The organism is Pigmentiphaga humi, from assembly GCF_900606115.1.
Classification (GTDB): Bacteria; Pseudomonadota; Gammaproteobacteria; order Burkholderiales; family Burkholderiaceae_B; genus Pigmentiphaga; species Pigmentiphaga humi.
Genome location: NZ_UWPJ01000025.1, coordinates 1 through 25503 on the forward strand (window position 1 = coordinate 1; position 25503 = coordinate 25503).

General features: G+C 68.3%; 22 protein-coding genes. 15 read left to right on the forward strand and 7 right to left on the reverse strand.

Features of this window, described 5'->3' with window-relative positions:
• Positions 1-237: 237 nt before the first annotated feature.
• From PIGHUM_RS16205 to PIGHUM_RS16215, 3 genes are all read left to right on the forward strand, one after another.
• Positions 238-498 (forward strand): type B 50S ribosomal protein L31, encoded by a 261-nt coding sequence (locus PIGHUM_RS16205; RefSeq protein ID WP_124080616.1) that lies wholly within the window; start codon positions 238-240, stop codon positions 496-498.
• Between the two features lie 139 nt (positions 499-637).
• Entirely contained in the window at positions 638-2440 is a 1803-nt protein-coding gene (locus tag PIGHUM_RS16210; RefSeq protein WP_187697802.1) for an ArnT family glycosyltransferase, read from the forward strand.
• On the forward strand, positions 2437-3852 hold the full coding sequence (locus PIGHUM_RS16215) for an MATE family efflux transporter (RefSeq protein ID WP_246013242.1): 1416 nt from the start codon (positions 2437-2439) through the stop codon (positions 3850-3852). The genes PIGHUM_RS16210 and PIGHUM_RS16215 overlap by 4 nt, the downstream gene beginning before the upstream one ends.
• A gap of 37 nt (positions 3853-3889) precedes the next feature.
• Here PIGHUM_RS16215 and orn read toward each other — a convergent pair whose 3' ends face one another.
• Positions 3890-4435, reverse strand: a complete 546-nt coding sequence (gene orn, locus PIGHUM_RS16220; protein ID WP_124080617.1) for an oligoribonuclease — start codon at positions 4433-4435, stop codon at positions 3890-3892.
• A gap of 162 nt (positions 4436-4597) precedes the next feature.
• Here orn and PIGHUM_RS16225 point away from each other — a divergent pair, with 162 nt between their 5' ends.
• Positions 4598-5857 (forward strand): M48 family metallopeptidase, encoded by a 1260-nt coding sequence (locus PIGHUM_RS16225; RefSeq protein ID WP_124080618.1) that lies wholly within the window; start codon positions 4598-4600, stop codon positions 5855-5857.
• Positions 5857-6801, forward strand: coding sequence for a ribosome small subunit-dependent GTPase A (gene rsgA / locus PIGHUM_RS16230; RefSeq protein WP_124080619.1), 945 nt, complete (start codon positions 5857-5859; stop codon positions 6799-6801). Before PIGHUM_RS16225 ends, rsgA begins: the two co-directional genes overlap by 1 nt.
• Positions 6802-6810: 9 nt before the next feature.
• On the opposite strand, the gene PIGHUM_RS16235 is transcribed toward rsgA, so the two are convergent.
• From PIGHUM_RS16235 to PIGHUM_RS16255, 5 genes are all read right to left on the reverse strand, one after another.
• The gene (locus tag PIGHUM_RS16235) at positions 6811-7371 is read right to left on the reverse strand and encodes a ferritin-like domain-containing protein (protein ID WP_124080620.1); all 561 of its coding nucleotides are present in this window, start codon (positions 7369-7371) and stop codon (positions 6811-6813) included.
• 187 nt (positions 7372-7558) lie between these two features.
• Entirely contained in the window at positions 7559-9649 is a 2091-nt protein-coding gene (locus tag PIGHUM_RS16240; RefSeq protein ID WP_124080621.1) for a TonB-dependent receptor domain-containing protein, read from the reverse strand.
• A gap of 263 nt (positions 9650-9912) precedes the next feature.
• The gene (locus tag PIGHUM_RS16245; RefSeq protein WP_246013243.1) at positions 9913-10692 is read right to left on the reverse strand and encodes a 2-keto-4-pentenoate hydratase; all 780 of its coding nucleotides are present in this window, start codon (positions 10690-10692) and stop codon (positions 9913-9915) included.
• Complete coding sequence (mhpD, locus tag PIGHUM_RS16250) at positions 10689-11510, reverse strand: 2-keto-4-pentenoate hydratase (RefSeq protein WP_124080622.1); 822 nt, start codon at positions 11508-11510, stop codon at positions 10689-10691. The genes PIGHUM_RS16245 and mhpD overlap by 4 nt, the downstream gene beginning before the upstream one ends.
• Before the next feature lie 91 nt (positions 11511-11601).
• On the reverse strand, positions 11602-12141 hold the full coding sequence (locus PIGHUM_RS16255) for a MarR family winged helix-turn-helix transcriptional regulator (protein WP_124080623.1): 540 nt from the start codon (positions 12139-12141) through the stop codon (positions 11602-11604).
• A gap of 197 nt (positions 12142-12338) precedes the next feature.
• Here PIGHUM_RS16255 and PIGHUM_RS16260 point away from each other — a divergent pair, with 197 nt between their 5' ends.
• The 6 genes from PIGHUM_RS16260 to PIGHUM_RS16285 all read left to right on the forward strand — a co-directional run bounded on the left by PIGHUM_RS16260 (position 12339) and on the right by PIGHUM_RS16285 (position 19108).
• Entirely contained in the window at positions 12339-13796 is a 1458-nt protein-coding gene (locus tag PIGHUM_RS16260; protein WP_124080624.1) for a 2-hydroxymuconic semialdehyde dehydrogenase, read from the forward strand.
• 171 nt (positions 13797-13967) lie between these two features.
• A complete protein-coding gene (locus tag PIGHUM_RS16265) occupies positions 13968-14933 on the forward strand; it encodes a LysR substrate-binding domain-containing protein (RefSeq protein ID WP_124080625.1) in 966 nt (321 codons plus the stop codon).
• 97 nt (positions 14934-15030) lie between these two features.
• Positions 15031-15567 carry a 3-hydroxyanthranilate 3,4-dioxygenase gene (locus tag PIGHUM_RS16270; protein WP_124080626.1) on the forward strand — a complete coding sequence of 179 codons (537 nt, stop codon included), beginning with the start codon at positions 15031-15033 and terminating at the stop codon, positions 15565-15567.
• Between the two features lie 263 nt (positions 15568-15830).
• Complete coding sequence (locus PIGHUM_RS16275) at positions 15831-16997, forward strand: ABC transporter substrate-binding protein (protein WP_124080627.1); 1167 nt, start codon at positions 15831-15833, stop codon at positions 16995-16997.
• A gap of 99 nt (positions 16998-17096) precedes the next feature.
• Positions 17097-18059, forward strand: a complete 963-nt coding sequence (locus PIGHUM_RS16280; RefSeq protein ID WP_246013244.1) for a glycosyltransferase family 9 protein — start codon at positions 17097-17099, stop codon at positions 18057-18059.
• A gap of 113 nt (positions 18060-18172) precedes the next feature.
• Positions 18173-19108 carry a glycosyltransferase family 9 protein gene (locus PIGHUM_RS16285; protein WP_246013246.1) on the forward strand — a complete coding sequence of 312 codons (936 nt, stop codon included), beginning with the start codon at positions 18173-18175 and terminating at the stop codon, positions 19106-19108.
• 9 nt (positions 19109-19117) lie between these two features.
• Here the strand turns inward: PIGHUM_RS16285 and msbA are convergent, their stop codons facing one another.
• Entirely contained in the window at positions 19118-20935 is a 1818-nt protein-coding gene (gene msbA, locus PIGHUM_RS16290; protein ID WP_246013248.1) for a lipid A export permease/ATP-binding protein MsbA, read from the reverse strand.
• A gap of 74 nt (positions 20936-21009) precedes the next feature.
• Between msbA and PIGHUM_RS16295 the strand changes: the two genes are divergently transcribed.
• Genes PIGHUM_RS16295 through PIGHUM_RS16310 form a run of 4 tightly spaced genes read left to right on the forward strand, consistent with a single transcriptional unit; the run spans position 21010 to position 25503 of the window.
• Entirely contained in the window at positions 21010-21969 is a 960-nt protein-coding gene (locus PIGHUM_RS16295; RefSeq protein ID WP_124080628.1) for a glycosyltransferase family 9 protein, read from the forward strand.
• Positions 21966-23123 carry a glycosyltransferase family 9 protein gene (locus PIGHUM_RS16300; protein ID WP_160142314.1) on the forward strand — a complete coding sequence of 386 codons (1158 nt, stop codon included), beginning with the start codon at positions 21966-21968 and terminating at the stop codon, positions 23121-23123. Before PIGHUM_RS16295 ends, PIGHUM_RS16300 begins: the two co-directional genes overlap by 4 nt.
• Positions 23120-24196 (forward strand): glycosyltransferase family 4 protein, encoded by a 1077-nt coding sequence (locus PIGHUM_RS16305; RefSeq protein ID WP_124080630.1) that lies wholly within the window; start codon positions 23120-23122, stop codon positions 24194-24196. Before PIGHUM_RS16300 ends, PIGHUM_RS16305 begins: the two co-directional genes overlap by 4 nt.
• The gene (locus PIGHUM_RS16310) at positions 24193-25503 is read left to right on the forward strand and encodes an O-antigen ligase family protein (protein WP_124080631.1); all 1311 of its coding nucleotides are present in this window, start codon (positions 24193-24195) and stop codon (positions 25501-25503) included. Before PIGHUM_RS16305 ends, PIGHUM_RS16310 begins: the two co-directional genes overlap by 4 nt.

Consider the following 25503-nt stretch of genomic DNA (forward strand, 5'->3'; position numbering starts at 1 on the left):
CCCCCCCCCCCCCCCCCCCCCCCCCCCGCGCCCGCCCCGCCCCCGGCGCCGGCTCAGGAACCCCATTCGAGGCAAGCAAAAAGGCCTCCAACCAACACCCCATTGCATTCCTCGCCATCCCCAGCGATAATAGACAGCTTAGCTATCGAAATTGGGCACGTTGTCGGACCGGATATCCGCGCTTTGGCGGTTTCCTCGCTTGTCTCGGCTGGCGACCCGCACCAACCAAGGAAGACCATGAAAGAAGGCATCCACCCCGAATACCGCGACGTCGTGTTCCAGGACCTGCAAACGGGCAACAAATTCATCACCCGTTCGACCCTGAACTCCCGCGAAACCATCGAACTCGATGGCAAGACCTACCCGCTCTTCAAGTGCGACGTGACCTCTGAATCGCACCCGTTCTACACGGGCGCCCAGACCCGCATCGTCGAAACCGGCCGCGTCGAAAAATTCCGCGCCCGCTTTGCCCGCACCACCGGCAAGACGTCCGCCTGAGCCGGACCCTGCCCAGGAACAAAGCAGCCTCAGGGCTGCTTTTTTTATCCATGGCCGCCATCGCGCCCCGCCTCGCCCGAGACGCGCGCCGCAATGGCTAGAATGCGACTTGTCGCCTGACAGGTAAATCCGCGGTTCGATGCCCACTCGCCTGCCTTCCCCCTTCTCCGCTCCGGTACTGCCGCCCACCCCGGCCCGGCTCACCTCGCACGCAGCGGCCAAGCTGCCGCGCTGGGGACTGCTCGCCCTGTGCCTGCTCTACATCGTCGTCGGCCTGGTCATGCGCGAACCGTGGAAAAGCGAAGACGTCATCGGCCTGTCGCAGATGTGGGCCGCCTACGACGGCGGCTGGCAGCAATGGCTGGCGCCCGAAACCGCGGGCGTGGCCGTCTCGCAGGAAGGGCCGATCGCCACGTGGGTCGGCGCCCTGTGCATGTGGCTGTTCTCTCCGCTCTTCGGCACCATCCTGGCCGGGCGCGTCCCCAACCTGATCTGGTTCGGCATCGCCAGCAGCAGCCTGTGGTACGGCGCCTACCTGCTCGGCCGGCGGACCGAAGCCCAGCCCCTGGCGCTGCCCTTCGGCGGACAGCCCGAGCCGCGCGACTACGGCCGCATGCTGGCCGATGCCGCGCTGCTGCTGCTGCTCGCGACCCTGGGCGTCCTGTGGCGCAGCCATGAAACCTCCGCCGAGCCGGCCAGCCTGGCCTTCCACGCCCTGGCCTTCTACTCGCTGGCGCGCATGCTCGACCACCCCCGCGCCGGCGCTCTCACGCTCGGCCTGGCGCTGGGCGGCGCCTTCCTCGCGCGCGGCTTTCCGGCCGTGGCGCCGCTGGCGCTGGCCATCGCGGCCCTGGCCTGGCGCAGCCAGGCCCTGCGGCCGGCGCTACGCTGTATCGCCCTGCTGAGCGTACCGCTGGCGCTGCTGCTGGGATTGGCCTGGTGGCTGCCCACCGCACTGCTCAAGCCTTACTGGATGAGCGGCTGGTGGGCCTGGAACGCCAGCGTATTCGGCTTCCTGACCGCGGAAGGCCTGTCCAGCGCGGTGCGCAACATGCCCTGGTTCCTGTGGCCCACCGGCCCGCTGGCGCTGCTCGCGCTGTGGCGCTGGCGCAGCTACCTGCGCGCGCCCCACATCCAGATTCCGGTCGCGCTGATGCTGGCCGCGTTGCTCGTGCTGCTCGGCACGCGCGCACCGGTCGATGCGGAGTACCTGGCGCTGGTCACTCCCGGCGCCATGCTCGCCGCGCTCGCGCTGCCCACCCTGCGCCGCGGGCTGATCAATGCCCTGGACTGGTTTGCCGTCATGGTGTTCTCCACCGCCGCCTGCGTAGTCTGGGTGGGATGGATCGCCATGATGACCGGCGTGCCGCCCAAGCTGGCCCGCAACATCGCGCGCCAGACCCCGGGCTTCGACGTCGACTTTTCGCTGTTTGCCTTTCTTGCCGCATTGGCGGCGAGCGCGGCCTGGATCGCGCTGATCGCCTGGCGCTTCCGCAACCGCCCCACCGGATTGTGGCGCGGCACCGTGCTGTCGGCCGGCGGCGTGGTGGCCTGCTGGCTGTTGATCATGACCCTCTGGCTGCCCTCGATCAACTACAACAAGAGCTATCGCCTCGTGTCGCAGGGCCTGGCGCTGTCGCTGGCCGAGGAACAGGCGCGCACCGGCCGGCGCGAATGCGTGCGCAGTGTCGGCCTGGGCCTGTCGCAGCGCGCCTCCTTCGCGGTCTTCGACGGCCTGGTCTTCGAAACCTCGGGCGGCTGCCCGCTGGTCTTGCTGCAGGGCAATGCCAGCGTACTGTGGAACATCGTGCGCCGGGGCGAGTATGCGCACGCCAGCATCCTCTGGGAAGGAACCCGCGCCGCCGAATTCCGGCGTGCGCCCGATTCGCGCGAATACTTCATGCTGATCCGGCAGCGCCCGCCGGGAGCCGCCGCATCGTGAGCCGCGCCCTGCTGTCCGGCCGCGCCACCATTCCCCGGCGCATCCTGCAACAAGGCTGGCCGGTACTGGTGGGCCAGTGGGCCAGCATGGCCTTCGGCGTGCTCGATACGGCCATGACCGGCCATGCCTCGCCGGTCGCGCTGGCGGCGATGGCGCTGTCGGTCTCCATCTACATTACCGTCTTCATCGGCTTGACCGGCGTGCTGCACGCGCTGATCCCGATCGCCGCCCAGCACTTCGGCGCCCGCCGCCTGCCGGCGATCGGCCACGCCTGGGGCCAGGCCGTCTGGCTATCGCTCGGGCTGTCCATGCTGGGCGCCTTGGCGATGATGTTCCCCGACGCCTGGCTCGCCATGTCGGGCAACGTCGATCCCGCCGTCCGCGCCCAGGTGGCCGGCTATCTGTCCATGCTGGCGCTGGCGCTGCCCGCGGCGCTGCTTTTCCGCACCGTCTATGCGCTGAACACCGCGATTTCCCGGCCCAAGATGATCATGGCGATCAACATCGCCGGCATCGGCTTCAAGGCGTTCTTCAACTGGCTGTTCATCTACGGCAAGCTCGGCCTGCCCGCGCTGGGCGCCGTCGGCGCCGGCCTGTCCACGGCCCTGGTGTTCTGGCTCAGCATCGCGGTCAGCGCGCTGATCCTGTGCCGCGATCCGTTCTACCGCCAGTTCTTGCTGCGCATCGGCCGCCCGCACTGGAAAACGCTGGGCGAACTGCTGCGGCTGGGGGTTCCGATGGGCGCCTCCTACCTGATCGAGGTCACCTCCTTCACCTTCATGGCCCTGCTGGTGGCGCGCGAAGGCATCTACGCCACCGGCGGCCACCAGATCATGGCCAATGTGGTGGCGCTGTGCTTCATGATGCCGCTTGCGCTGGGCGTGTCCACCGGCGCCCAGGTCGCCCAGGCCATAGGCGCGGGGTATCCGATGCGCGCCCGCCGCATCGGCACGGCCGGGCTGGCGCTGGCCGTCACGGGCGCGCTGCTGACCATCGCCGTCATCATGCTCGCGCGCCACCCCATCGTGCGCGCCTATACGGCCGATCCGGGGGTAGGCGCCGTGGCGTCCGGCCTGCTCGGCCTGTTGGCGCTGTTCCACCTGTCCGATGCGATGCAGTGCATGACCAGCTACCTGCTGCGCGCCTACAAGGTGGCCGTGGGCCCCATGCTGATCCAGGCGGGTGCGCTATGGGGCATCGGCCTGCTGGGCGGCTGGTGGCTGGCGTTCGGCCCCGCCGCCGGCGCGCTGTCGGGCCTGATCGGCACGCTGCTGCCGGGCGCCCCGGTGGGCGCCGGCACCATGTGGCTGATGGCCGCGCTCAGCATGGCCGTCTCCGCGCTGCTGCTGCAATGCGTTTATTGGCGCGTGGCCGGCCGGGCGACGCCGGCGCAGCCGTCCGCCTCCGCCTAGGCGTCCACGAGGATTCCGCCCCGCGCGCCCGGCCCGGTCATACCTTCAGGAAGTGCTCGCGGTAGTACTCCAGCTCGGCGATGGATTCGTAGATATCGGCCAGCGCCTCGTGCCGGCTCTTCTTTTCGAAGCCCTTGTAGATCTCGGGCCGCCAGCGGCGGCACAGCTCCTTCAAGGTGCTGACGTCGAGATTGCGATAGTGGAAGAAGGCTTCGAGGCGCGGCATGTAGCGGACCATGAAGCGGCGGTCCTGGCTGATGGTATTGCCGCACAGCGGCGATTTGCCCGGCGGCACGTGCTGGGCGAGGAATGCCAGCAGGGTATCTTCCGCCTCCGATTCGGTCAGCGTGGATGCCTTGACCTTGTCGATCAGGCCGCTGCGGCCATGGGTGCCCTTGTTCCAGGCATCCATCGCGTCCAGCAGTTCGTCGGATTGGTGCACCACCAATACCGGACCTTCGGCGATCACCATCAGCTGCGGGTCGGTCACCACCACCGCCACTTCGATGATGCGTTCTTTTTCCGGGTCCAGGCCGGTCATTTCCATGTCCAGCCAGACCAGGTTGTTTTCGTTCAAGGCCATATAATCGGTGCTCCGGAGCTATGCACAGGCCCGCGCGGCGCCAGGAAAGGCGGCGCGGGCGCAAATGGCGATTTTCTCACAGGCCGGCGTCCCGCCCGCCGGAAGCGGCTCGACCCGTCTCCGGGGCGGCGCGGACGCCCGGTTTTTCGGCGGGCCGATATCGTGTTCACCCTGTTGTTCATCTTCCTGTTGCTGGCCAGCGTCGCCGCCCGGCTCTGGCTGGCCAGCCGCCAGACGCGCCACGTCGCCCGCCACCGCGACCGCGTCCCGCCGGAATTCGCCGACCGCATCAGCCTGGCCAGCCACCAGCGCGCGGCGGACTATAACGTCGAGCGCCTGCGCCTCGATATGAGCGCGCTATTGTTCGATACCGCGGTGCTGATCGGCCTCACTCTGCTGGGCGGCCTGCAGGCGCTGAACGAGCTGGCCGCCGCGTTGACCGGCGGGGATTTCGGCAGGCAGCTGCTGCTGGTGTCCATGGTCGCCGCCCTGCTGGCATTGCTGGAGCTGCCCTTCACGCTATGGCGGCAATTCGTGCTGGAAGCCCGCTACGGCTTCAATCGCATGACGCTCCGGCTGTTCGCCGCCGATACCGCAAAGGGCGTCATGCTCGCGGTGGTATTCGGCGTGCCGTTGGTATCGGCCATGCTATGGCTGATGGCCAGCGCCGGGCCGCTCTGGTGGGTCGCCGGCTGGGGGCTGTGGGTCGCGTTCAGCCTGGTCATCATGCTGTTGCTGCCCACCGTGATCGCCCCGCTGTTCAACCGCTTCACGCCGTTGGCCGACCAGGCCCTGGCCGCGCGCATCGAGGCGCTCGCTCGGCGCACCGGTTTCGCGCTGGGCGGCCTGTTCGTCATGGACGGATCCAAGCGCTCGGCCCACGGCAACGCCTATTTCACCGGCCTGGGCAGAAGCAAGCGCATCGTGTTCTTCGACACCTTGCTGTCGCGGCTCGCGCCGCAAGAGGTCGAGGCCGTGCTGGCGCACGAACTGGGGCATTTCAAGCTGCGCCACATCGCCAAGCGGCTGGCGTTCAGCTTCGGCATATCGCTGGCGTTCTTCGCGCTGCTCGGCTGGCTGTCGCAGCAAGCCTGGTTCTATACCGGCCTGGGCACGGTGCCCACGCTGGGCGGCCGCAACGACGCGCTCGCGCTGCTGTTGTTCTTCCTGGTCGCCCCTGTGTTCACCTTTGCCTTCATTCCGCTGGCCAGCTGGTACTCGCGCAAGCACGAATTCGAGGCCGATCGTTATGCCAGCGAACAGGCCGACGCCGCCGAACTCGCCTCGGCGCTGGTCAAGCTCTATGACGACAATGCCGCGACGCTGACGCCGGACCCGCTCCACTCGGCGTTCTACGATTCGCATCCGCCCGCCGGCGAGCGCATCGGCCGGCTGCGCCTCCACGCCCGGGCGGCCGCCTGATGGCCGGCCCGCGCACGAAGCCGCCCCGCCGCGGCGGCGCCGCCACTTTGCAGGGACGCGTCATCGCCGCCTTCGGCCGGCATTTCACGGTGGAATTCGAAGACGGCAGCACCCGCCAGTGCTATCCCCGCGGCAAGAAGGGCACGGCCGCGGTGGGCGACTGGGTCGTCGTCGCTCCCGAGGGGCCGGCCGAAGGCGCCATCGAATCCGTCGTGCCGCGCCGCAACCTGCTCTACCGTTCCGACGAAATGCGCACCAAGCAGTTCGCCGCCAACGTCGACCAGTTGCTGATCGTTGTAGCTACCGAGCCGGAATTTTCCGAGGAATTGGTAGGACGGGCGCTGGTAGGCGCGCGCAACGCCGGCATCGAACCCGTCGTCTTGCTGAACAAGGCCGATCTGCCCGCCGGGCTGCCCGCCGCGCGCGCCAGGCTGGCGCCCATTGCGGCGCTGGGCATCACGGTCCTGGAATTGAGCGCCCATCGAGCCGACGCCACCCGCGCCTCGCTCGCGCCGCTGCTGGCCGGGCGCACCAGCCTGCTGCTCGGCCAGAGCGGCATGGGCAAGTCCACGCTGCTCAACGCCCTGGTGCCGGATGCCGGGGCCGCGACCCGCGAGCATTCACAGGCGCTGGGCGCAGGCAAGCATACGACGACCAGTACCCGCCTCTACCACGTGCCGGCCGAGGTGGCGGAGCGCGCCGACCTGATCGATTCTCCCGGCTTCCAGGCTTTCGGGCTGCAGCACCTGGACGGCACGCAGCTGGTGCACGGTTTCCCGGAGTTCGAGCCCTACCTGGGCCAATGCCGCTTCTACAACTGCACGCACGTCCACGAGCCCGGCTGCGCCGTGCTCGAGGCCTTGCAAGCGGGACGGATCGCCCCGCCACGCCACGCGCTCTACCGGCGCCTGCTGGAAGAACTGGAGCTCGGCAAGCGCTATTGAACGCCGCGGTCAGCCGCGCGCCAGCAGGTCGGACATATCGTCGGCGTGCTCTTCCTCGACGGCGAGAATGCTTTCCAGCAGCCGGCGCGTGGTCGGATCCTTGTCGCCCAGATAGCGGACCATGGCCCGGTAGCTCTCGATGGCGATACGCTCGGCCACGAGGTTTTCCTTGATCATGTTTTCCAGCGTATCGGCTTCGACGTACTGGGAATGGCTATGCGCGATCATGCCCTGCGGCGAGAAATCGGGCTCTCCGCCCAGTTGCACGATGCGCTGGGCGAGCTGGTCGGCATGTTCCTGTTCCTGGGTCGCATGCTCGGCGAACTCGGCCGCCACGGGATCGGCGTGGATGCCGCGGGCCATGAAATAGTGGCGCTTATAGCGCAGCACACAGGTGAGCTCGGTCGCCAGCGCTTCGTTCAACATGTCCAGCACGGCCTTGCGGTCGGCCCCGTAGTCCTCGGTCACGGCACCGTCGTCCAGGTGCTCGCGGGCGTTGGCGCGAACGGCATCGAGATCGATCGAGAATTTGTGGGCCCCCGTCTCGCCCGGCTTGACTGCCTGGTCCATGTCCTTCTCCTTGGCAAGGATAATCAGAGACTCAGGATAGGCATCGGCGCCGGGCAAGGCTGTAACAACAGCTCTCGACCTCCTACAAGCGCCCGGCGGCGCAGTGCCGGTTTGCGAGGCTGCGCCGCCGGCGGGGCTCGACCGCAGCATACAGGCGTTACACCTGGACACCCCGGCCGCGAGCCGTTCAGAACGTCAGCCGCACCCCCACGATCAGGCTGCGTCCCATCAGCGGCGCCGCGTTCTTGATGAAGGACGTGCTCCGGTAGGCGAGCTTGTCGGTGAGGTTGTTCAGGCGCGCATAGAGCTGGTAGCGGTTACCGGCGAGCCGGCCCTCGTAGGCCGCGGCCAGGTTCACCATCGCATAGCCGGGCGTCTGCGTCTCGAACTCGGCCACTTTGTCCTGGCGTCCCACGAAAGAAAGCTCGGCCGCGGCGCTCCAGGCCTGCCAGCGCGCATCAAGGCGGGTTCCCACCCGATAGGCCGGTATGCGCGGCAGGTTGCCGCCGCCGTCCAGGCGCGCCCGCACATAGTCGCCCAGCAGCGTCACCGCGAACACCTTGTCGATCTGATGGCGCACGCGCGCCTCCAGGCCGGTCAGCGTGGCATCGTGCTGGGTGTACTCGAGCAGTTGCAGTCCTTCATGCACGTCGAGGGTACGGCCGTAGATGTAGTTGTCGACCTTGTTGCGGAATACCGAGACCGAGAAAGTGGTCGGACCGTCGAACTTGCGCAGCGTCAGATCGATATTGTTCGAGGTTTCCTTCTTGAGACCGACATTGCCGACTTCGTAGGTGGAGGTCGCCATGTGCAGACCGTTTGCGTACAGCTCTTCGGCCGTGGGCATGCGCTGCGAACGCGACACCGACATTCCGAGCGAATACTGCGGCGCAAAGCGCCACACCGCGCCGCCCGATACCGAGGTGCCGCGATGACGGGTATCGGGCAGCCCGGCCGACGCCTCCACCCGCTGCCAGTCCTGGCGCAGCCCGCCTTCGAAACGCCACGCGCCCCAGGTGTACTCCTCCAGCGCGAACAGGCCGTTGCTGCGGGTCACCGTCGGCTGCACGTAGGCTTCCTCGCCCAGCGCGCTGAAGTCCCGGCGCGCCACCTGCGCGCCGATCACGCCGCGCAGGCCGCCCAGGGGCTGGTGCTCCAGTTCGACGCGCGCATCGTAGGCCTTGTTGCGGAACGTGGTCGCAACCGTCTCTTCCTCGATTTCGTCGTGCTGGTAGTCGGTCAGGCCAGCCCGCACGCGCAGCCGCGAGAATCCCGCGAACGGATCGCGCAATTCGCCGCGCACGTCCCAGCGCTGGCTGCGCAGCTTGACGAAGGGCACGCCATGCGCGTGGTCGTGGGCGTGATCATGATCATGGTCGTCGTCGTGATCGTGGTCGTCATCGTCGTCATGGCCATGGCCGTCGTCCGGGCAATGGAGGTGAGCCCCGTGCGTGTGGCATCCCTCATAGCTGTGATTGTGCCCGGGCAGGCCGTAGCGGTTCTGCTGGTGGGTGTAGGCCAGGCCGAGATAGCCCCGCTCGCCCACCCAGGACAGCCCCACGCTGCCGGTCTGGGTGTCGTTGTACGACCCCTCGACCCGCTTGCCGCCCGACCAGCCGCGGCCCACGGCATAGTCGCCCGAGTCGCGCTTGAGTCCCTCGGCATGCAGCACCAGGCCGCCGCCCACGCCGGTGGTCACTTCGAACGCGCCCGAAGTCTCGCGCGGGCCCGTCGCGCCGCGCAGCTCCACGCTGCCTTCCACGCCCTCCGGAATGGCCGTCGGAATCTTGTTGTCGAGCACGTTGACCACGCCGCCGATCGCCCCGCCGCCATACAGCAGCGTCGCCGGGCCGCGCAGCACCTCGATGCGCCGCGACAGCATGGGCTCCAGGCCCACCGCATGATCCGGGCTCATGGTCGAGGCATCCTGCACCTCCGCGCCGTCGGACAATACCTTCACGCGCGGACCGTCCATGCCGCGGATGATGGGCCGGCTCGCGCCAGCGCCGAAATGCGTGGCCGTGATTCCGGGCTCCTGCTCCAGCGTCTCGCCCAGCGTGGCGCTGCGCTTGTCCAGCAGCGCCTCTTCGTCCAGCACCGTGGCCGGCGCAGCCAGGTCGTCATTGCCGTGCGACAAGGGCACGGCGGACACGGAGATCTCGCGCAGCGTCTGCGGCACCTGGCCGCTGCCGGCCTGCTGGGCCGACACGGCTCCCGGCAGCCCCCCCCAGGCAATTCCCAGCAGCGCTACGACGAGCGGATTCAGCCTTCCCGGCATAGAACGGTTCCCCCTTTTGGATCTCGACGAATGAGAGAGCCGGACGGCGCGCATGGCCGCCGCCCGGCAAAGAGGCTGCATTCTCACCTGGAAATCATTTAAATGCAACTCTATTGCATATGCATGTTTGTTGCATCAATCTCCCCAAAAAAATGCGCTCTGCGCAAACCGGGAAATGATCCAGGATGCGGTGGATCCGGCTCCGCCGGTCCACACGCATCGCCCCCTTGAGGGGGCGCCCGCAGGGCGTAGGGGGTGGGACCTTACTCCGTCACGTGGAAGCCGACCCGGCCCAGGTTCTGCATTTCCAGCTCGACCCAGGTGCCGGCCACCAGCGCTTCGGCGGCGCTAGCGCCGCCCGCCATCACGATGGACCCTTCCGGCAGGATCTCGCCGGCCTGCGCCACCAGGCGCGCGGCGGCGACCAGCGAACGCAGCGGATGGCCCAGGATGGCGGCGGTGGTGCCGACCTGCTGGGCCTTGCCGTTGCACGACATGATCAAGCCGAGATTGGAGAAATCGATGTCGGGCTTGTGCCAGTTGCCGATCACCACGCCGGACGAGGAGGCGTTGTCGGCCACCACGTCTTCCAGCGAGAACTTGAATGCCTTGTAGCGCGAATCGATGACTTCCAGCGCCGGGGCGATGGCTTCGACGGCGTCGAGCGCCTCGATGGCCGACACCACGCCGGATAGCGGCTTGCGCAGCAGGAAGGCGATCTCGGGTTCGACGCGCGGATGCACGCGGGTGGCCAGGCTCAGTTCGCCGCCCTCGTCCACGCGCATGTCGTGCGTCAGACGGCCCCAGATCATGTCGTGCACGCCCATCTGGATCATCTTGGCGCGGCTGGTGAAGCCCATTTTCATGCCGATGCGGCGTTGGCCGCGATCCAGGCGGCGCTGGATCAGCATGCGCTGCACTTCATAGGCGTCGGCCAGGGTCATCGGGCGGCGTTCGACGAACTGCTCGACCTCGCGCGGCAGGGTGGCGCCTTCGTCCAGTTCCCGCGCCACGTCGGGTAGGGTCATCAGCGAACCGGTCATGCTTGCTCCTTAGCGCCAAAAGCGGCGCGCACGGAGCCCAGGCCCTCGATGCGCGCTTCCAGAATTTCCTGTCCCTGCACCGCGGCCATCGGACCCAGCGCGCCGGTCAGCACCACGTCGCCCGCGCGCAGCGGGTTGCCGCGCTCGGCCATCTTGCGCGCCAGCCACAGGGCTGCGTTCAAGGGATGGCCCAGGCACGCCGCGCCGGCGCCGATCGAGACCTGGTCGCCGTTGCGCTCCATGACCATGCCGCACAGGCGGGCATCGAAATCGCCCAGCTTGACCGGACGGTTGCCCAGCACGAACAGGCCCGACGAGGCGTTGTCGGCGATGGTGTCGACGATGCCGATCTTCCAGTTGGCGATGCGGCTGTCGACGATCTCGATGGCCGGCAGCGCATAGGCCGCCGCCGAGATCAGCTCGGCCATCGTGGCCAGCGGCTGGGTCAGGTCGCGTTCCATGACGAGCGCGATCTCGGCCTCGACCTTGGGCTGGATCAGGCTGGACAGCGGCACTTCCTCGCCGTCGCAGACCGCCATGTCGGCGAACAGCATGCCGTAGTCGGGCTGGTCCACGCCCAACTGCTTCTGCACGGCCTTGGAGGTCAGGCCGATCTTGCGGCCCACCAGCCGGCGGCCCTGCTGGACCCAGTAATCGGTATTCGCCTGCTGCACCGCATAGGCCGCGTCCAGATCGCCTTCCGGCAATTGACCGCGGATCGGGTCGATCCCGGTGCGGCTTTCATGGGCGTTGCGCAAGCGCTGCGCAAGCCCGGCGATCGCCTCGGTGGCAACGCCTCCTTGTCCTATCTGCCCCATGGGTAGTCAGTCCTGTTCTAGAGTTGATGGAAGTTGATGGAAAAACACCATTTATGCCGTATACGTACAAATATACGGGAGAAACCATGCGCTAGACAACGTCGGGCCGCCCCCCCGGCCCGGCGGGCGGCTCGGATGCCACCCCGGCCATCAATTTCAGGCATTTGACGAACAATGCGCGATATTCGGGCGGCAATATGCCGATGATGGCGTCCTCGACCTCTTTGTCGCGCGGCAGCACGCGCTCCAGCACGTCCACGCCCGCCGGGGTGATGGTGACGGAATAGGCGCGCTTGTCGGCGGGCGCGCGGCGGCGCTTCAGGTAGCCCTTGCGCACCAGGCGGCCGATCATGTCGGCCAACGAGTTGCGGTCCAGCGCGATGTCCTCGGCGAGCTGGTTCTGGGTCGCCCCCGGATGCTTGCAGACGGTGATCAGCAAGGCCTTCTGGCGCGGCGTGAGGTCTTCGTCGTGGAACGCCTGCATGAACAGCCCCTCGGCGCGGAAATGGGCGCGCCGCAGCAGGTGCGACACCACGTCGGTCAGCTCGAAATCGCGCACCGCTTCGGCGCCGGGCGTCTCGGGGACGTCGGACGTGGCGGAACGGCGGGGATCGGCGGGGGAAGCGTTCATGATGGCAGGCAAGTATGACGTGGAATCTTAACTGAACTGCCGCCCTTCCCCGCACATGCGGGATGCCGGCGGCCGCGGGTCTTCGCGCCGGCTATGGCAGGCGCCGAATTTATTATGGCCCGCGATCTGGCCGGCGGTAACGGGTTCCATTACCATTATGTCGTATACGTACTAAACCTTCCACGGAATCCAGAGCCATGTCGGTCAAATCCCTGCGCAACTTCATCGGCGGCCGCTTCGAAGACGGCATCCGCACCTTCGACAAGATCAACCCGGCCAACGGCGAATTGGTCGCCCGCGTCCATGAGGCCAGCCGCGAGCAGGTGGATGCCGCCGTGGCCGCCGCGCGCAGGGCGCTGCCTGCCTGGGCCGCCCTGCCGGTGAACCGGCGCACGGACTATCTGTATGCGCTGGCCGACGGCATCGAGCGCCGCTTCGACGAATTCCTCGCCGCCGAGATGGGCGACACCGGCAAGCCGGTGGGCTGGGCCAGCCAGATCGACATTCCGCGCGGCGCGGCCAATTTCCGCGCCTTCGCCGAGATCGCCCGCACGCTGGACATGGAAAGCTTCATGACCGACACGCCGGACGGCCGCCAGGCGCTGAACTATGCCTACCGCAAGCCGCTGGGCGTGGTCGGCGTGATCTCGCCCTGGAACCTGCCGCTGCTGCTGTTTACCTGGAAGGTCGCGCCGGCGCTGGCCTTCGGCAACACCGTGGTGGCCAAGCCCTCGGAAGTGACGCCCTCCACCGCCACGCTGCTGGCCGAGGTCGCCGCCGAAGCCGGCCTGCCCGAAGGCGTGTTCAACGTCGTGCACGGCTTCGGCCCCAACTCCGCCGGCGAATTCATCACGACCCACCGCGACATCGACGGCATCACCTTCACCGGCGAATCGGCCACCGGCAGCACCATCATGAAGGCTGTCGCCCCGGGCGTGAAGCCGGTCTCGTTCGAACTGGGAGGCAAGAACGCCGCGCTGGTATTCGAGGATGCCGATTTCGACGCCGCCGTGGCCGGCGTGGCCCGCTCGGTATTCGCCAACTGCGGCCAGGTCTGCCTGTGCACCGAGCGCGTCTACGTGCAGCGTCCGATCTTCGACCGCTTCGTGGCCGCGCTGAAGCAGGAAGCCGAAAAACTGGTGCTGGGCCGCCCGATGGATAGCGCCACCACCATGGGTCCGCTGGTCTCGCACGAGCACCGCGAGAAAGTGCTGTCCTACCTGAAGCTGGCGGTGGCAGAAGGCGCCACCGTCGTCACCGGCGGCAGCGTGCCGGCCTTCGGCGACGAGCGCGACCAGGGCGCCTACATCCAGCCCACCATCTGGACCGGCCTGGCCGAGGATGCCCGCTGCATCAAGGAAGAAGTGTTCGGCCCGGTCTGCCATATCGCGCCCTTCGATACCGAAGAAGAAGCCATCCGGCTGGCCAACGACACCGAATACGGCCTGGCCGCCGCGGTCTGGACCACCAACCTCAACCGCGGCCACCGCGTGGCGCAGGCCATGAGCGTCGGCCTGGCATGGGTCAATTGCTGGTTCCTGCGCGACCTGCGCACGCCGTTCGGCGGCAGCGGCCTGTCGGGCATCGGCCGCGAAGGCGGCCGCCATTCGCTGCACTTCTACACCGAGCCCACCAACGTCTGCATAAAGTTGTGACCCCCCTACGCGCTTACGCGCGCCCCCCAGGGGGCGGCACTGGCGGACCGGCAGAGCCGGATCCGCTGTGCCCGTGGTTAGGGCACTTGCTTGCGTGAGGTCAAGGCCGTGTCCTGTGCGGGTGCGTCCAACCGGTCGCAAATGGGCGATAATCGGGCAACTCTCGCTGCCATGTCCAACTTCCGCCTCACTCCCAATGCGCTGGGTCACAAGCTCAAGCTGCACCAGCTGCAGGTTTTCGAGCGCGTGCTCGAACGCCGTTCGCTGTCGCGCGCGGCCAATGAGCTGAACCTGACGCAGCCCAGCGTCACCAAGGCGATCTACGAGCTGGAAAAATTCGTCGGCGCGCCGCTGTTCGAGCGCTCCAACCGCGGCGTCGTTCCCACCGAGCTGGCCCATTTGCTGGGCCGCCGCGTGAAGACGCTGATGGCGGAGCTGCGCTATATGACCGACGAATTGAATGCCGCGCTGACGGGCGAGAGCGGCCACGTCATCGTCGGCACGCTGATCGCGGCCTCGGCCAAGCTGCTGCCGGAGGCGATCTCGCTGCTGATGCGCGACCATCCCGGCATACGCGTGACGATTTCGGAAGGGCCTTCCTCGCAGCTGTTTCCCGCGCTGGCCACGGGCGACCTGGACATCGTCGTGGGCCGGCTGCCGGAACGCGACATCGCGCTGAGCTACGCGCTGCCCCTGACCCACCACACGCTCTACGAAGAACCCCTGCTGGCGGTGGTCGGCGCGCATCATCCGCTCGCCCGCGAGGAGCAGCTGGACCTGCCGCGCCTGATGGACCAGCTCTGGATCCTGCCGAGCGCCGAGTCGCCGCTGCGCACCGCGGTGGAGCAGACCTTCCACCGCAGTAGCCTGGGCCTGCCGGCGCGCCACATCGAGTCGCTCTCACTGCTCACCAATCTGGGCATCCTGCTGCGCGGCGAGGCCATCGCGCTGATGCCCCAGGACGCCGCGCAGCAATTCCTCGACCATGGGCTGCTGGCGCGGCTGCCGCTGGCCGAGTTCGGATTGTTCGGCCGCGTCGGCTATTCGGTGCGGTCCAACCGGACGCCGACCCCGGCCAGCCAGCATCTGGTCGACTATCTGCATGCGGTGGCGGCGGGAAGGACGGCTCCCCCATAGCCGAATCGAATACCCCCGGCCGCAACTTCTATTTGTCGCGCGATTCGTGCCTCACATAGACTGGACGCAGCCTTCAACGACGCCAGACGAGACCGACATGTACAAATACGGCCTGCCCCTGAATTTCCAGAAGTGGATCGACGACAACGAGCATCTGCTCAAGCCGCCCGTGGGCAACCAGCAAATCTGGCAGGACTCGGATTTCATCGTCACCGTGGTGGGCGGTCCCAACCATCGCACCGACTACCACGACGACCCGCTGGAAGAATTCTTCTACCAGATCCGCGGCAACGCGTACCTGAAGGTGCTGGTGGACGGCAAACAGGAGCGCGTGGACCTCAAGGAAGGCGACATCTTCCTGCTGCCGCCGCACATGCGCCACTCGCCGCAGCGCCCCGAAACCGGCAGCGCCTGTCTGGTGATCGAGCGCCAGCGCCCCGAAGGGCTGCTGGACGGCTTCGAATGGTATTGCCTGCACTGCAACCACCTGGTGCACCGCGTCGAAGTCCAGCTGAAGAACATCGTCACCGACCTGCCGCCGCTGTTCGAGGCCTTCTACACCGACGAAGCCAAGCGCCGCTGCCCCTCGTGCGGCACCGTGCATCCGGGCAAGGCCGCGCCGGTCGAGGCATAGACGCGCCGCCTGCTGCGTCGGCGAACGGCGCAACAGGCAAGGACGCCGGGCCGAAGCGCAAAAAATACTTTAGATCTAAAACGTGTAGACCCTCGAAGGATGGCGGTCAAGCAGAACTTCCCCTCAGTGCGAAGTCAGTCCAAATGCAACACTATTCGCTTTCCTAATCCCGCAGGCAGGGGCGACAGCGCCCGCTTCCACCCGGGGCCGGGGTCCGCTTCGGCCATCCACCAGGCAAGCCAGGAGTCAGAAGGAGTCTATCGATGAAATCCATGAAAATGATCGCCGTCGCGGTGATCTTGCAAACGGCGTTCGCCGCTTCCGCCGTCGCCGCCGTCAAGATCGGCTTCGTCTCCACGATGTCCGGCCCCGGCTCGGTGCTGGGCCAGGACCAGTACGACGGCTTCATGCTGGCCGTCGAGCAGGGCAAGGGCAAGCTCGGCGGCGTCGACGTCGAAGTCATCAAGCAGGACGACCAGATGAAACCCGAGGTCGGGCTGCAGGTCGTGCGCGAACTGCTGCAGCGCGACAAGGCCCCCATCATTACCGGCCTGATCTACTCCAACGTGATGATGGCGGTCCACCGCCCCATCACCAGCGCGGAAGTGTTCCTGATCGGCTCGAACGCCGGTCCCACCCCCATCACCGGCAAGGGCTGCTCGCCGTACTTCTTCTCCACGTCGTGGAACAACGACCAGCTCCACGAGGCCGGCGGCCAGCTCGCCAACATGATGGGCGTCAAGAAGGTGCACCTGCTGGCGGCCAACTACCAGGCCGGCAAGGACGCCATGGAAGGCTTCAAGCGCACCTTCAAGGGCCAGGTCATCGGCGAGACCTTCACCCAGGTCAACCAGCCCGACTACTCGGTCGAGATCTCCGCCGTCGCCGCCGAGAAGCCCGAGGCCATCTACACCTTCTACCCGGGCGGCATGGGCGTGAATTTCGTGAAGCAATACCGCCAGGCAGGCATGTTCGACAAGATGCCCATCCTGTCCTCGTCCACCATCGACGGCTCGACCCTGCCGGCGCTGCAGGACGCCGCGCTGGGCGCGGTCACGGCGGCCCCGTATTCGCCGGACCTGGACAACGCCGCCAACAAGAAATTCGCCGAAGCCTACCGCAAGAAGTACAACCGCGAGCCCTCCATCTACGCCGCCCAGTCCTACGATGCGGCCAACCTGATCGCCTCGGCCCTCGCCAAGACCAAGGGCAACGTCGCCGACAAGGCCGCCTTCCGCGCCGCCCTGCGCGAGGCCAAGTTCGACTCCGTGCGCGGCTATTTCGCCTTCAACACCAACCAGTTCCCGATCGCGCCGTTCTACCGCGTGGACGTGGCCAAGGACGCCAACGGCAAGGCCGCGTTCGTCACCAAGGGCGTGATCTTCGAGCGCAGCAAGGATTCCTTCGCCGGCGAATGCCAGATGAAGTAACGGCTGGACGCGCCGGCGCGTCCGGCGCGCCGCCGCTTTTCATACAATAGGGCGACATCGCGGGCCATTGCGGCCCGCTTTCTTTTGATCGGAGCCTCCGTGTTGCCCGACCGAACCCGGCTGGAAAGCACCGCCCTCGTTACCTCGCCCGCCATCGGCGATTCGCTGCTGCTGATGACGGTCGCCCACAACCTGCGCCGCCACGGCGCCGCGGTGACGGTCTTCGGCCCCCACATCCACGCCTTGCGCGCATGGTTCCCCGGCCTGGACATCCAGCCCGCGCCGGCTGCGGCCGACGCGCCGGCGCAGCTGTCGCGCTTTCGCACCGTCATCCAGCTGCACGACCACCGCCCGCTGCCGGATTTCACCGGGCTGCATCCGAACGCCATCGTGCTGGAAGAACTGTGCCGCCGGCGTTCGCCCCAATCCATGGCGCAGCGCCTGGCCGAATTCAGCCGCAGCGGCCTGGGGCTCGTCCAGGCCGGCACGTACAACGGCATCGTTCCGCCCTCCGGGCTGACGCACCGCCGGCATGCCGAACGCGTCGTCATCCATCCCACCGCCAGCACCCCGGACAAATGCTGGCTGCCCGGGCGCTTCATCGCGCTGGGCCTGAAGCTGCGCCGCGCCGGCTTCGATCCGCAATTCATCGTCAGCCCGGCCGAACGCCCTCGATGGGAGCACGTACGGTCGCACGGCCTGGGGCTGCCCGACCTGGGCGCGCTGGACAAGGTCGCCGCGTGGGTGTTCGAGTCCGGCTGGTTCATCGGCAACGACTCGGGCATCGGCCATCTCGCCTCCAACCTGCACGTCCCCACGCTGTCGCTGTTCATGCGCCAGGGCGGCGCACGCACCTGGCGGCCCGATTGGGGTCCCGGTCTCGTGCTGGTGGGCAGCACGGGCATTCCTACCGGCAAGCTCAAGGAAAAGCTGTGGAAGTACGCCCTGACTTCGGGACGGGTGGCGCGGGCCTTCGCGCAGCTGCGGGCCCGCGAGGCGGCGCAGCCCTCCCCGCCGCCTTGGAGCGCGGCCTTGCCGGCGGCGTCCGCCGCGCAGCCCTGAGACAGGCGGCCATGCCCCTGCCTGCGGGCCCGGACCGCGCTGCACCGCCCATGTCCCTATAATCTGGCTCGCGCGGCGCACGCCGGCCGCGCGCCCCATTTTGCAGGAACACCGTGCTGCCCACGTCCCATCGCCCGAAGAACGTCGCCCTGATCACCTTCCCCGCCATCGGCGATTCGCTGCTGTTGATGACGGTCGCCCACAACCTGCGCCGGCACGGCGTGGCGGTCACCGTTTTCGGCCCCCACGTCCACACGCTGCGCAACTGGTTTCCCGGCATCCCCATCGAGCCTGCCCTGGCGGCCGGTTCGGCCGGCGAACGCCTGGCGGGTTTCGATCTGGTCATCCAGCTGCACGACGACCGGCCCTTCGTCGATCTGGCGAGCCTGCACCCGCGCGCCATCGTGCTCGAACACCTGTGCCGGCAGCGCTCCCCCAAATCCATGGCGCAGCGCCTGGCCGAGTTCAGCCGCGACGAACTCGGGCTGCCGCAGGCCGGCAAGTACAACGGCATCGTGCCGCCCGCGGGCCTCGGCTATCGCCGCCACGCCACCCGGATCGCCATCCACCCGACCGCCAGCACGCTGGACAAATGCTGGTTGCCGCAGCGCTTCACCGCGCTCGGCCTGAAGCTGCGCCGCGCCGGCTTCGATCCGCAATTCATCGTCAGTCCGGCCGAACGGCCGCAGTGGGAGCACGTCCAGGATCTCGGCCTGGGGCTGCCCGACCTGGGCGCGCTGGACAACGTCGCCGCGTGGATGTTCGAGTCCGGCTGGTTCATCGGCAACGACTCGGGCATCGGCCACCTCGCCTCCAGCCTGCACATCCCCACGCTGTCGCTGTTCAAGCGCCTGGGCAGCGCCCAGACCTGGCGCCCGGACTGGGGCCCCGGCCGGGTGGTGATCGGCAGCGCCTACATCCCCGCGGGCCGGCTGAAGGAAAGGATCTGGAAATACACGCTGACGCCGGGGCGGGCGGCGCGCGCCTTCGCGCGGCTGCGCAAGAACCTCCCCATCCCCGCCGCTTTCGCGCCGCCCGAGGGCATGTAGGGCCGGCGCTTATTCCCCGCCCTGCGCCGCCGCGCCCTCGTTGAACTGCATCTTGTAGAGCGCGGCGTACAGCCCGTCGGCGGCCAGCAGGTCGGCATGGTGGCCCTGCTCGACGATGTGCCCCTGGTCCAGCACGACGATGCGGTCCGCGTTCTGCACCGTGGACAGCCGGTGCGCGATGACCAGGGTGGTGCGGCCCGCCATCAGCCGCTCCAGCGAGGCCTGGACCTGCCGCTCCGATTCATTGTCGAGCGCGGACGTCGCCTCGTCCAGAATCAGAATGGGGGCGTCCTTGATCAGCGCGCGGGCGATCGCCAGGCGCTGTCGCTGCCCGCCCGACAGCCGGGCGGCATTCTCGCCCACCTGGCTATGGATGCCCTGCGGCAGCGAATCGACGAACTCCAGCAGGTTGGCGTCGGCCAATGCCTGGCGAATCGCCTGCTCGGACGGTTCGCTATTGGCGCCGTAGCCCACGTTGGCGGCGATGGTGTCGTCGAACAGCACCACGTCCTGGCTGACCAGCGAAATCGAATCGCGCAGGCTGGTCAGCGTCAGTTCATCGACGGGCACGCCGTCCACCCGTATCGTCCCCGCCGACGGCAGCGTGAACCGCGGCAGCATCGAGACCAGCGTGGTCTTGCCGCTGCCGGAACGGCCGATGAAGGCCACGGTCTGGCCCGGTGCCACCTCGAGCGAGATGTCGGCCAGGGTGTCCCGGCCCGCTTCGGGGAAGCGGTGGGACACGTGCTCGAATTCGATATGGCCGCGCACGGGCTGCGGCAGCGTGCGCGTGCCGGTATCGCTCTCGGGCAGCTCGTCCATCAGCGCGAACACGCTCTCGGCGGCAACCAGCATGCGCTGCATGGGACTGGCGATGTTGGCCAGGCGCTTGAGCGGATCGAGCATCTGGATCATCGCGGTGACGAAGGCCGCAAAACCGCCTACGGTAATCTGGTTGGCGCCGGACTGTCCCAGCGCCGTCGCCACCACGACGGCCAGCGCCACCGCGGAGATGGCCTGGGTAATGGGCGCCGAGGCCGCCCCCGCCACGGTATTGCGCATGGCGAAGCGGCGCAGCCTGCCGCTGATATGGAAGAAGCGCTTTTCCTCGTGCTCATAGCCGCTGAACAGCTTGATCACCCGCTGCCCGTCGATCGCTTCGCTGACCACGCGGGTGAGCTCGGCGTTCATCACGATGGTCTCGCGGTTGATGCCGCGGATGCGCCGGGCGATCGCCCGCATGATGAAGGTGGACAGCGGAAAGGCGATCAGCGCGATCAGCGTGAGCTGCCAGGACAGGTACAGCAGCACGCACACCAGCGATACGACGATCAGCGTCTCGCGCACCAGCACGGTGATGACCTCGGTCGCCAGCTGCATGACCGAGGCGGCGTCCGAGACGAAGCGATTGAGCAGCAGCGACGAGCCCATGCGCTTGAAATACGCGTCGGGCAGGCGCAGCAGGCGGTCGAACATGTCTATGCGCAGGTCGGCCAGGACGTGGTTGGCCGACCATGCCATCAGGTAGTCGCTCAGGAAGTTCATCACCCCGCGCACCAGGAAGATCCCGATGATGGCGAGCGGAATCATCCAGACGTAGTCCGGATTCTGACCGTTGAAGCCGCCGTCCAGCAGCGGCTTCATCAGTATCGCCAACAGCGGCTGGGAGGCGGCGACCCCGATCAGGAACAGCATGGCGAGCGCGAGCGCTTTCCAGTACTTGAGAACCCGCGTATAGACGCGGCGCCACAGGTCGGCGTTGACGGGATGGGAATTCACGCGGTGTTCTTCCTGGGCCAGCCCGGCATGCCGCATCGACACACCCATGGCCTCGTGGCCCGCATACAATACAGGGTTCCCGATTGTACGCGCAGCCGGCGCCAGCCCAACCGAACCCCTCCATGTCATCCGCCGATCCCGTCTATGTCCGGCTGCCCAACTGGGTAGGCGATGCCTGCATGTGCCTGCCCGCCCTGCGCCTGCTCCAGCGTGCAGGCTGCCGGCTGGCCCTTTGCGGCCGCCCCTGGGCGCGCGACCTGCTGGCCGGCCTGGCGCCCGCCGGTTTCGTGGAACTGGGCCGCAGCTTCGGCGAAAACCGCCAGGCGCTGCGTCAGGCCGCTGCCGGCCAGCGCAACGTGCGCGGCCTGGTGTTCACCAATTCCCTGTCCAGCGCCGCGCTGTTCCGCCTGGCCGGCATCGCCGCCGCCGGCTACCGCGGCGACGGCCGCTCGCTGCTGCTGCGCTGGGCCCTTCCCAAGCCGCGCGAGGTCCACGAAGTGGAGGTGTTCTATCGCCTGGCCCACGCCACGCTGCTGCGCTGGCAGCCGGAACGCGAATTCCCGCCCGTTCCGGAAGCGCGCCTGGCGCTGCCCCTGACGCCGGCGCACCATGCCGCCGCCGCCCAAGTGCTGGCGCAGGCCGGCATGAACAGCCCTTTCGTGCTGCTGGCCCCGATCGCCACCGGTCTGCACCATGGCAAATCCAAGGCCTGGCCGCTGTTCGGCGAACTGGCGCGCACGCTGGCCGAACAGGGCGTCGCCTGCGTGGCCTGCCCGCCGCCGCACGAGATCGCCGAAACCCGCGACGCCGTGCCCGCCGCGACCCTGCTTCCGCCGCTGGGCCTGGGCGCCTTCGCGGCGCTGACCACGCGCGCCGGCGCGGTCGTCTGCAACGATTCGGGCACCTCCCACGTGGCGGCCGCCGCCGGCGCTCGCCAGGTCACGCTATTCGGCGTCACGCGCCGCGAGCGCACCGGCCCCTGGTCGCCCGATGCGGTATGCCTGGGCGCCGAGGGACAATGGCCGGCCCTGCCCGAAGTCCTCGGCGCCGTCCAGCGGCTGATGGCCGGCGCCGACTCATGAACGCCATGCTTGCAGCCCCTCCCAGGCAAGTGCTGGTCATCGCCCTCAGGTATCTGGGCGACGTGCTGCTGACCACCGCGCTGCCCCACGCCTTGCGCGCCCATTACCCCGGCTGCCAGATCGACATGCTGGTCTTTCGCGGCACCGAGGGCATGCTGCAGAACAATCCCGACATACGCGAGGTATTCACGATCGCCGAGCGGCCCAAGCGCGAGGAAATGCGCGCCATGCTGCGGCGCCTCTGGCGGCGCTACGACGTCGCGCTGGTGCCCCAGCCGGGCGACAAGCCCCATCTGTTCGGACTGACGTCCGCGCGCCTGCGGCTCGGGCTCGTGCCGCCCCATGCCAGCCATGCCTGGTGGAAGCGGTTGTCGCTGCGCCGTCCGCTGCTGGTCGACGAACAGGCGCACCGCATCCACGAGAACGAGCGCGTGGCCGCCCTGCTCGGCATCGCGTCCGCGCGCACCGTCGTCCCGCCCACCGCGCACACCGCCGTGCACGCCTGGCCCGCGCGCCTGACCGGTGCCGGTCCCGCGGCGGCTTTCGACATCCTGCGGCCCTTCGCCATCGTTCACCCTTCGCCGCGGTGGCACTACAAGCGCTGGCATGCCGAGGGATGGCGCGCGCTGGTGGCCGCGCTGCAGCACCAGGGACTGCAAGTGCTGCTCAGCGGCGGGCCGGGCGCGGCCGAGGCCGGCTATCTCGACGAACTCATGGACGGGCTCGATGCCCGGGAGCGCGCCGGCGTGCTGCGTATCCACGGCCGCCTCAGCCTCGCCGAACTGGCCGACCTGCTGCGCCATGCCAGCCTCTATGTCGGCCCCGACACCGCCACGACCCACCTGGCGGCCACGTGCGGCACACCGACGCTGGCGCTGTTCGGCCCCACCGATCCATGCCAGTGGGGCCCGAGCCCCGCCGCCGGCCTCGACCAGCCGTGGCTCAAGTCGGCGCCGCGCCAGGTACGCGGCAACGTCGTCATGCTGCAGCATGCCTCCAAACCCTGCATCCCGTGCCGCAACGAGGGCTGCGACCGCCATCACGCCAGCCGCAGCGCCTGCCTGGACGAGCTTCCCGCCGGCACCGTCGTAGCGGAAGCCCTGCGCCTGCTTCCCGCCCCGGCAGCGGACGCGGCCACGGAGGCAGCCGTATGAAGCTGGGCATCGCCTGCCACCGCTTCGGCTACGGTGGCGGGATGGAGCGCTACACCATGGACCTGGTCAAGGGCCTGCGCGAACTCGGCATCCGGCCGGTGGTCTTCGCGCGCAGCTTCGACACCGCCATCCCCGAGTACCAGTCGATCGAACCGGTGCGCATCGCCGTCTGGGCGCTGCCCGGCAAGGTCCGCGACCATTATGTCTCCGCGCGAGTCCGGGCGCTGAAGGCGCGCCACGGCGTGGACGTGCTTATCGGGTGCAGCCGCACCGTTGCTTCCGACATCGCCATTTGCGGCGGCACCCACCTGGGGCATCTGCGGCATGCCGGGCGCCCGGCCACGCGCTGGGATCGCTGGCAAGTGGCGCTGGAGCGCGCGCACTACGCCCATGCCCATGTCGTGGTGGCGCACTCGCAGTTGATGGCGGACGAATTGCGGCGCTTCTACGGCGTGCCCGACGAGCGCCTGCAAGTGCTGTATCCGCCGGTCGACCCGGGCACGTTCTGCCCCGTGGACGGCGAAAAGCGCGCGGCGCTGCGCCGCGCGCTGGCCATCCCCGACGGCACGGTCGCCTTCCTGTTCCCGTCCACCGGGCACGAACGCAAGGGCTATCCTCTGCTGGAGGCCTGCTTTGCCGCCAGCGAACTGCCGGTATCGCTGCTGGTGGCCGGCCGCCCGGTGGAGTCGCAGTCGCCGCGCATCCGCTACATCGGCTACCGGCAAGACCTCCACGATTGCTACCGGGCGGTCGACTTCACCATCCTGGCATCACGCTACGAGCCCTTCGGGCTGGTGGGGCCGGAATCGGTGCTGTGCGGCACCCCGACCGTGCTGCCCCGCGGCATAGGCAGCACCGAAACCTTGTCCGCCGACGCCTGCCTGGGCTTCGACGTCGATCGCCCCGACTCGCTGGCCGATGCGGTCTCGCAGGCCGTGGCGCGCGTGCGCCAGAGCCGGGCCCGCCTGGTCCAACCGCTGGATCACCTGAACTACCTTCCCGGCGTCCGTGCCCACGTCGAAGCGCTGCTGGCGCGCTGGCAGGCCGTGCCGCCCCTGTCCCGAGCCCAATGACCCGCATCGCACTGGATACCTCCCCCCACCTGCTTCCTTCCGCCCTGCTCTGGCTCGCGGCCTGCGCCGCGGCCCTGCAGCCCGCCCTGGCGCTATGGGTGCGCGGCAGCGCGAACGCGCTGATGTTCCTGCTGGTGCTGCTGGCCATCGCCGCCACCGCCTGGCGCGGCCGGCTGCCGCCCGCGTCCCGGTTCGGCGCGACCGTCCGGCAGTGGTGGCTGCTGTGCGCCGCCCTCGCCCTGCCCTTCGTTGCCGCCTGCCTGAGCACGCTCGCCGCCGGCATGCGGACGCCGCAAGTCCTGCAGCAGCTCAGCGTGCTCGATACGCCATTGCGGCTCGCCCTGTTCGCCCCGGTCCTGTGGCTGCTGCTGCAAGTCCCGGCGCGCTGGCTGCGGCAATTCCAATGGGGATGCGTAGCCGGGGCACTGGCTGCCGCGCTGATCCTGCACCGGCAGATCGGCCTGTCCGAAGACGGACGCCCGACGCAGATCCTGTTTTCCAACCTGCTGCCATTCACCAATATCGCGCTGCTGCTGGGACTGCTCTCCCTGCTGTCGATAGGCTGGTCGCGGCGGGCCGCCCTGGCCGGCAAGCTCGCGATTGCGCTGAAGCTGCTGGGCGCGGCTGCCGGTTTCTACGTTTCGTATGCGTCCGGCGCGCGCGGCAGCTGGGTAGCGCTGATGGCCGTCGTTCCCGTCCTGGTCTGCCTGGCGCCCGTGCGCCTGGGCGCCAAGGTGCTCGCCGCCGTCCTGCTGGCCGGCGCGCTCGCGGCGGTCTACTACTCCAGCGAAAGGGTCCAGCAACGGATCGACGAAGTGCGCACCGAAATCGTCGATTATCAGGCGGGGCGTGGACTGGACAGTTCCGTGGGCAACCGCCTCCAGCTCTGGGGCGCGGCATGGCGAGCCTTCGAATCCCATCCGCTGCTGGGCGTCAGCCGGCAAGGCTACGCCGCGGCCATGAAGGAAGCGGCCCAGGCGGGCGTCATCACGCAGGAGGCCTCCGGATTCCGGCATTCCCACAACGAGTTCATGTACAACCTGGCCACGCTGGGCGCGCTGGGCGGCCTGGGCATGCTTGCGGTCTACCTGGCGCCCGCCTGGGTATTCCTGCGCGCCGCGCGCCGCGGCACGCGGGCCCAGCGGGTGGCGGCCGCCATGGGCCTGGTGCTGGCCGTGGGCTTCCTGGCCTCCGGCCTGACCGAGGTCATGTTCGCCATGTCGCTGGTCGCGGCTTTCTACGGCGTCATGACCGCGCTGCTGGTGGCGCTGGCGGTACGCCCCGAGCAGCCCCGGAGCCCGGCATGA

Coding starts and splice junctions, on each gene's coding strand:
- rsgA (WP_124080619.1), top strand. CDS start 5,857: ATGGCCGGCCCGCGCACGAAGCCGCCCCGCCGCGGCGGCGCCGCCACT.
- PIGHUM_RS16255 (WP_124080623.1), bottom strand. CDS start 12,141: ATGAACGCTTCCCCCGCCGATCCCCGCCGTTCCGCCACGTCCGACGTC.
- PIGHUM_RS16210 (WP_187697802.1), top strand. CDS start 638: ATGCCCACTCGCCTGCCTTCCCCCTTCTCCGCTCCGGTACTGCCGCCC.
- msbA (WP_246013248.1), bottom strand. CDS start 20,935: ATGGGTGTGTCGATGCGGCATGCCGGGCTGGCCCAGGAAGAACACCGC.
- PIGHUM_RS16235 (WP_124080620.1), bottom strand. CDS start 7,371: ATGGACCAGGCAGTCAAGCCGGGCGAGACGGGGGCCCACAAATTCTCG.
- PIGHUM_RS16300 (WP_160142314.1), top strand. CDS start 21,966: ATGAACGCCATGCTTGCAGCCCCTCCCAGGCAAGTGCTGGTCATCGCC.
- PIGHUM_RS16310 (WP_124080631.1), top strand. CDS start 24,193: ATGACCCGCATCGCACTGGATACCTCCCCCCACCTGCTTCCTTCCGCC.
- PIGHUM_RS16205 (WP_124080616.1), top strand. CDS start 238: ATGAAAGAAGGCATCCACCCCGAATACCGCGACGTCGTGTTCCAGGAC.
- PIGHUM_RS16295 (WP_124080628.1), top strand. CDS start 21,010: ATGTCATCCGCCGATCCCGTCTATGTCCGGCTGCCCAACTGGGTAGGC.
- PIGHUM_RS16260 (WP_124080624.1), top strand. CDS start 12,339: ATGTCGGTCAAATCCCTGCGCAACTTCATCGGCGGCCGCTTCGAAGAC.
- PIGHUM_RS16305 (WP_124080630.1), top strand. CDS start 23,120: ATGAAGCTGGGCATCGCCTGCCACCGCTTCGGCTACGGTGGCGGGATG.
- mhpD (WP_124080622.1), bottom strand. CDS start 11,510: ATGGGGCAGATAGGACAAGGAGGCGTTGCCACCGAGGCGATCGCCGGG.
- PIGHUM_RS16275 (WP_124080627.1), top strand. CDS start 15,831: ATGAAATCCATGAAAATGATCGCCGTCGCGGTGATCTTGCAAACGGCG.
- PIGHUM_RS16270 (WP_124080626.1), top strand. CDS start 15,031: ATGTACAAATACGGCCTGCCCCTGAATTTCCAGAAGTGGATCGACGAC.
- orn (WP_124080617.1), bottom strand. CDS start 4,435: ATGGCCTTGAACGAAAACAACCTGGTCTGGCTGGACATGGAAATGACC.
- PIGHUM_RS16265 (WP_124080625.1), top strand. CDS start 13,968: ATGTCCAACTTCCGCCTCACTCCCAATGCGCTGGGTCACAAGCTCAAG.
- PIGHUM_RS16240 (WP_124080621.1), bottom strand. CDS start 9,649: ATGCCGGGAAGGCTGAATCCGCTCGTCGTAGCGCTGCTGGGAATTGCC.
- PIGHUM_RS16245 (WP_246013243.1), bottom strand. CDS start 10,692: ATGACCGGTTCGCTGATGACCCTACCCGACGTGGCGCGGGAACTGGAC.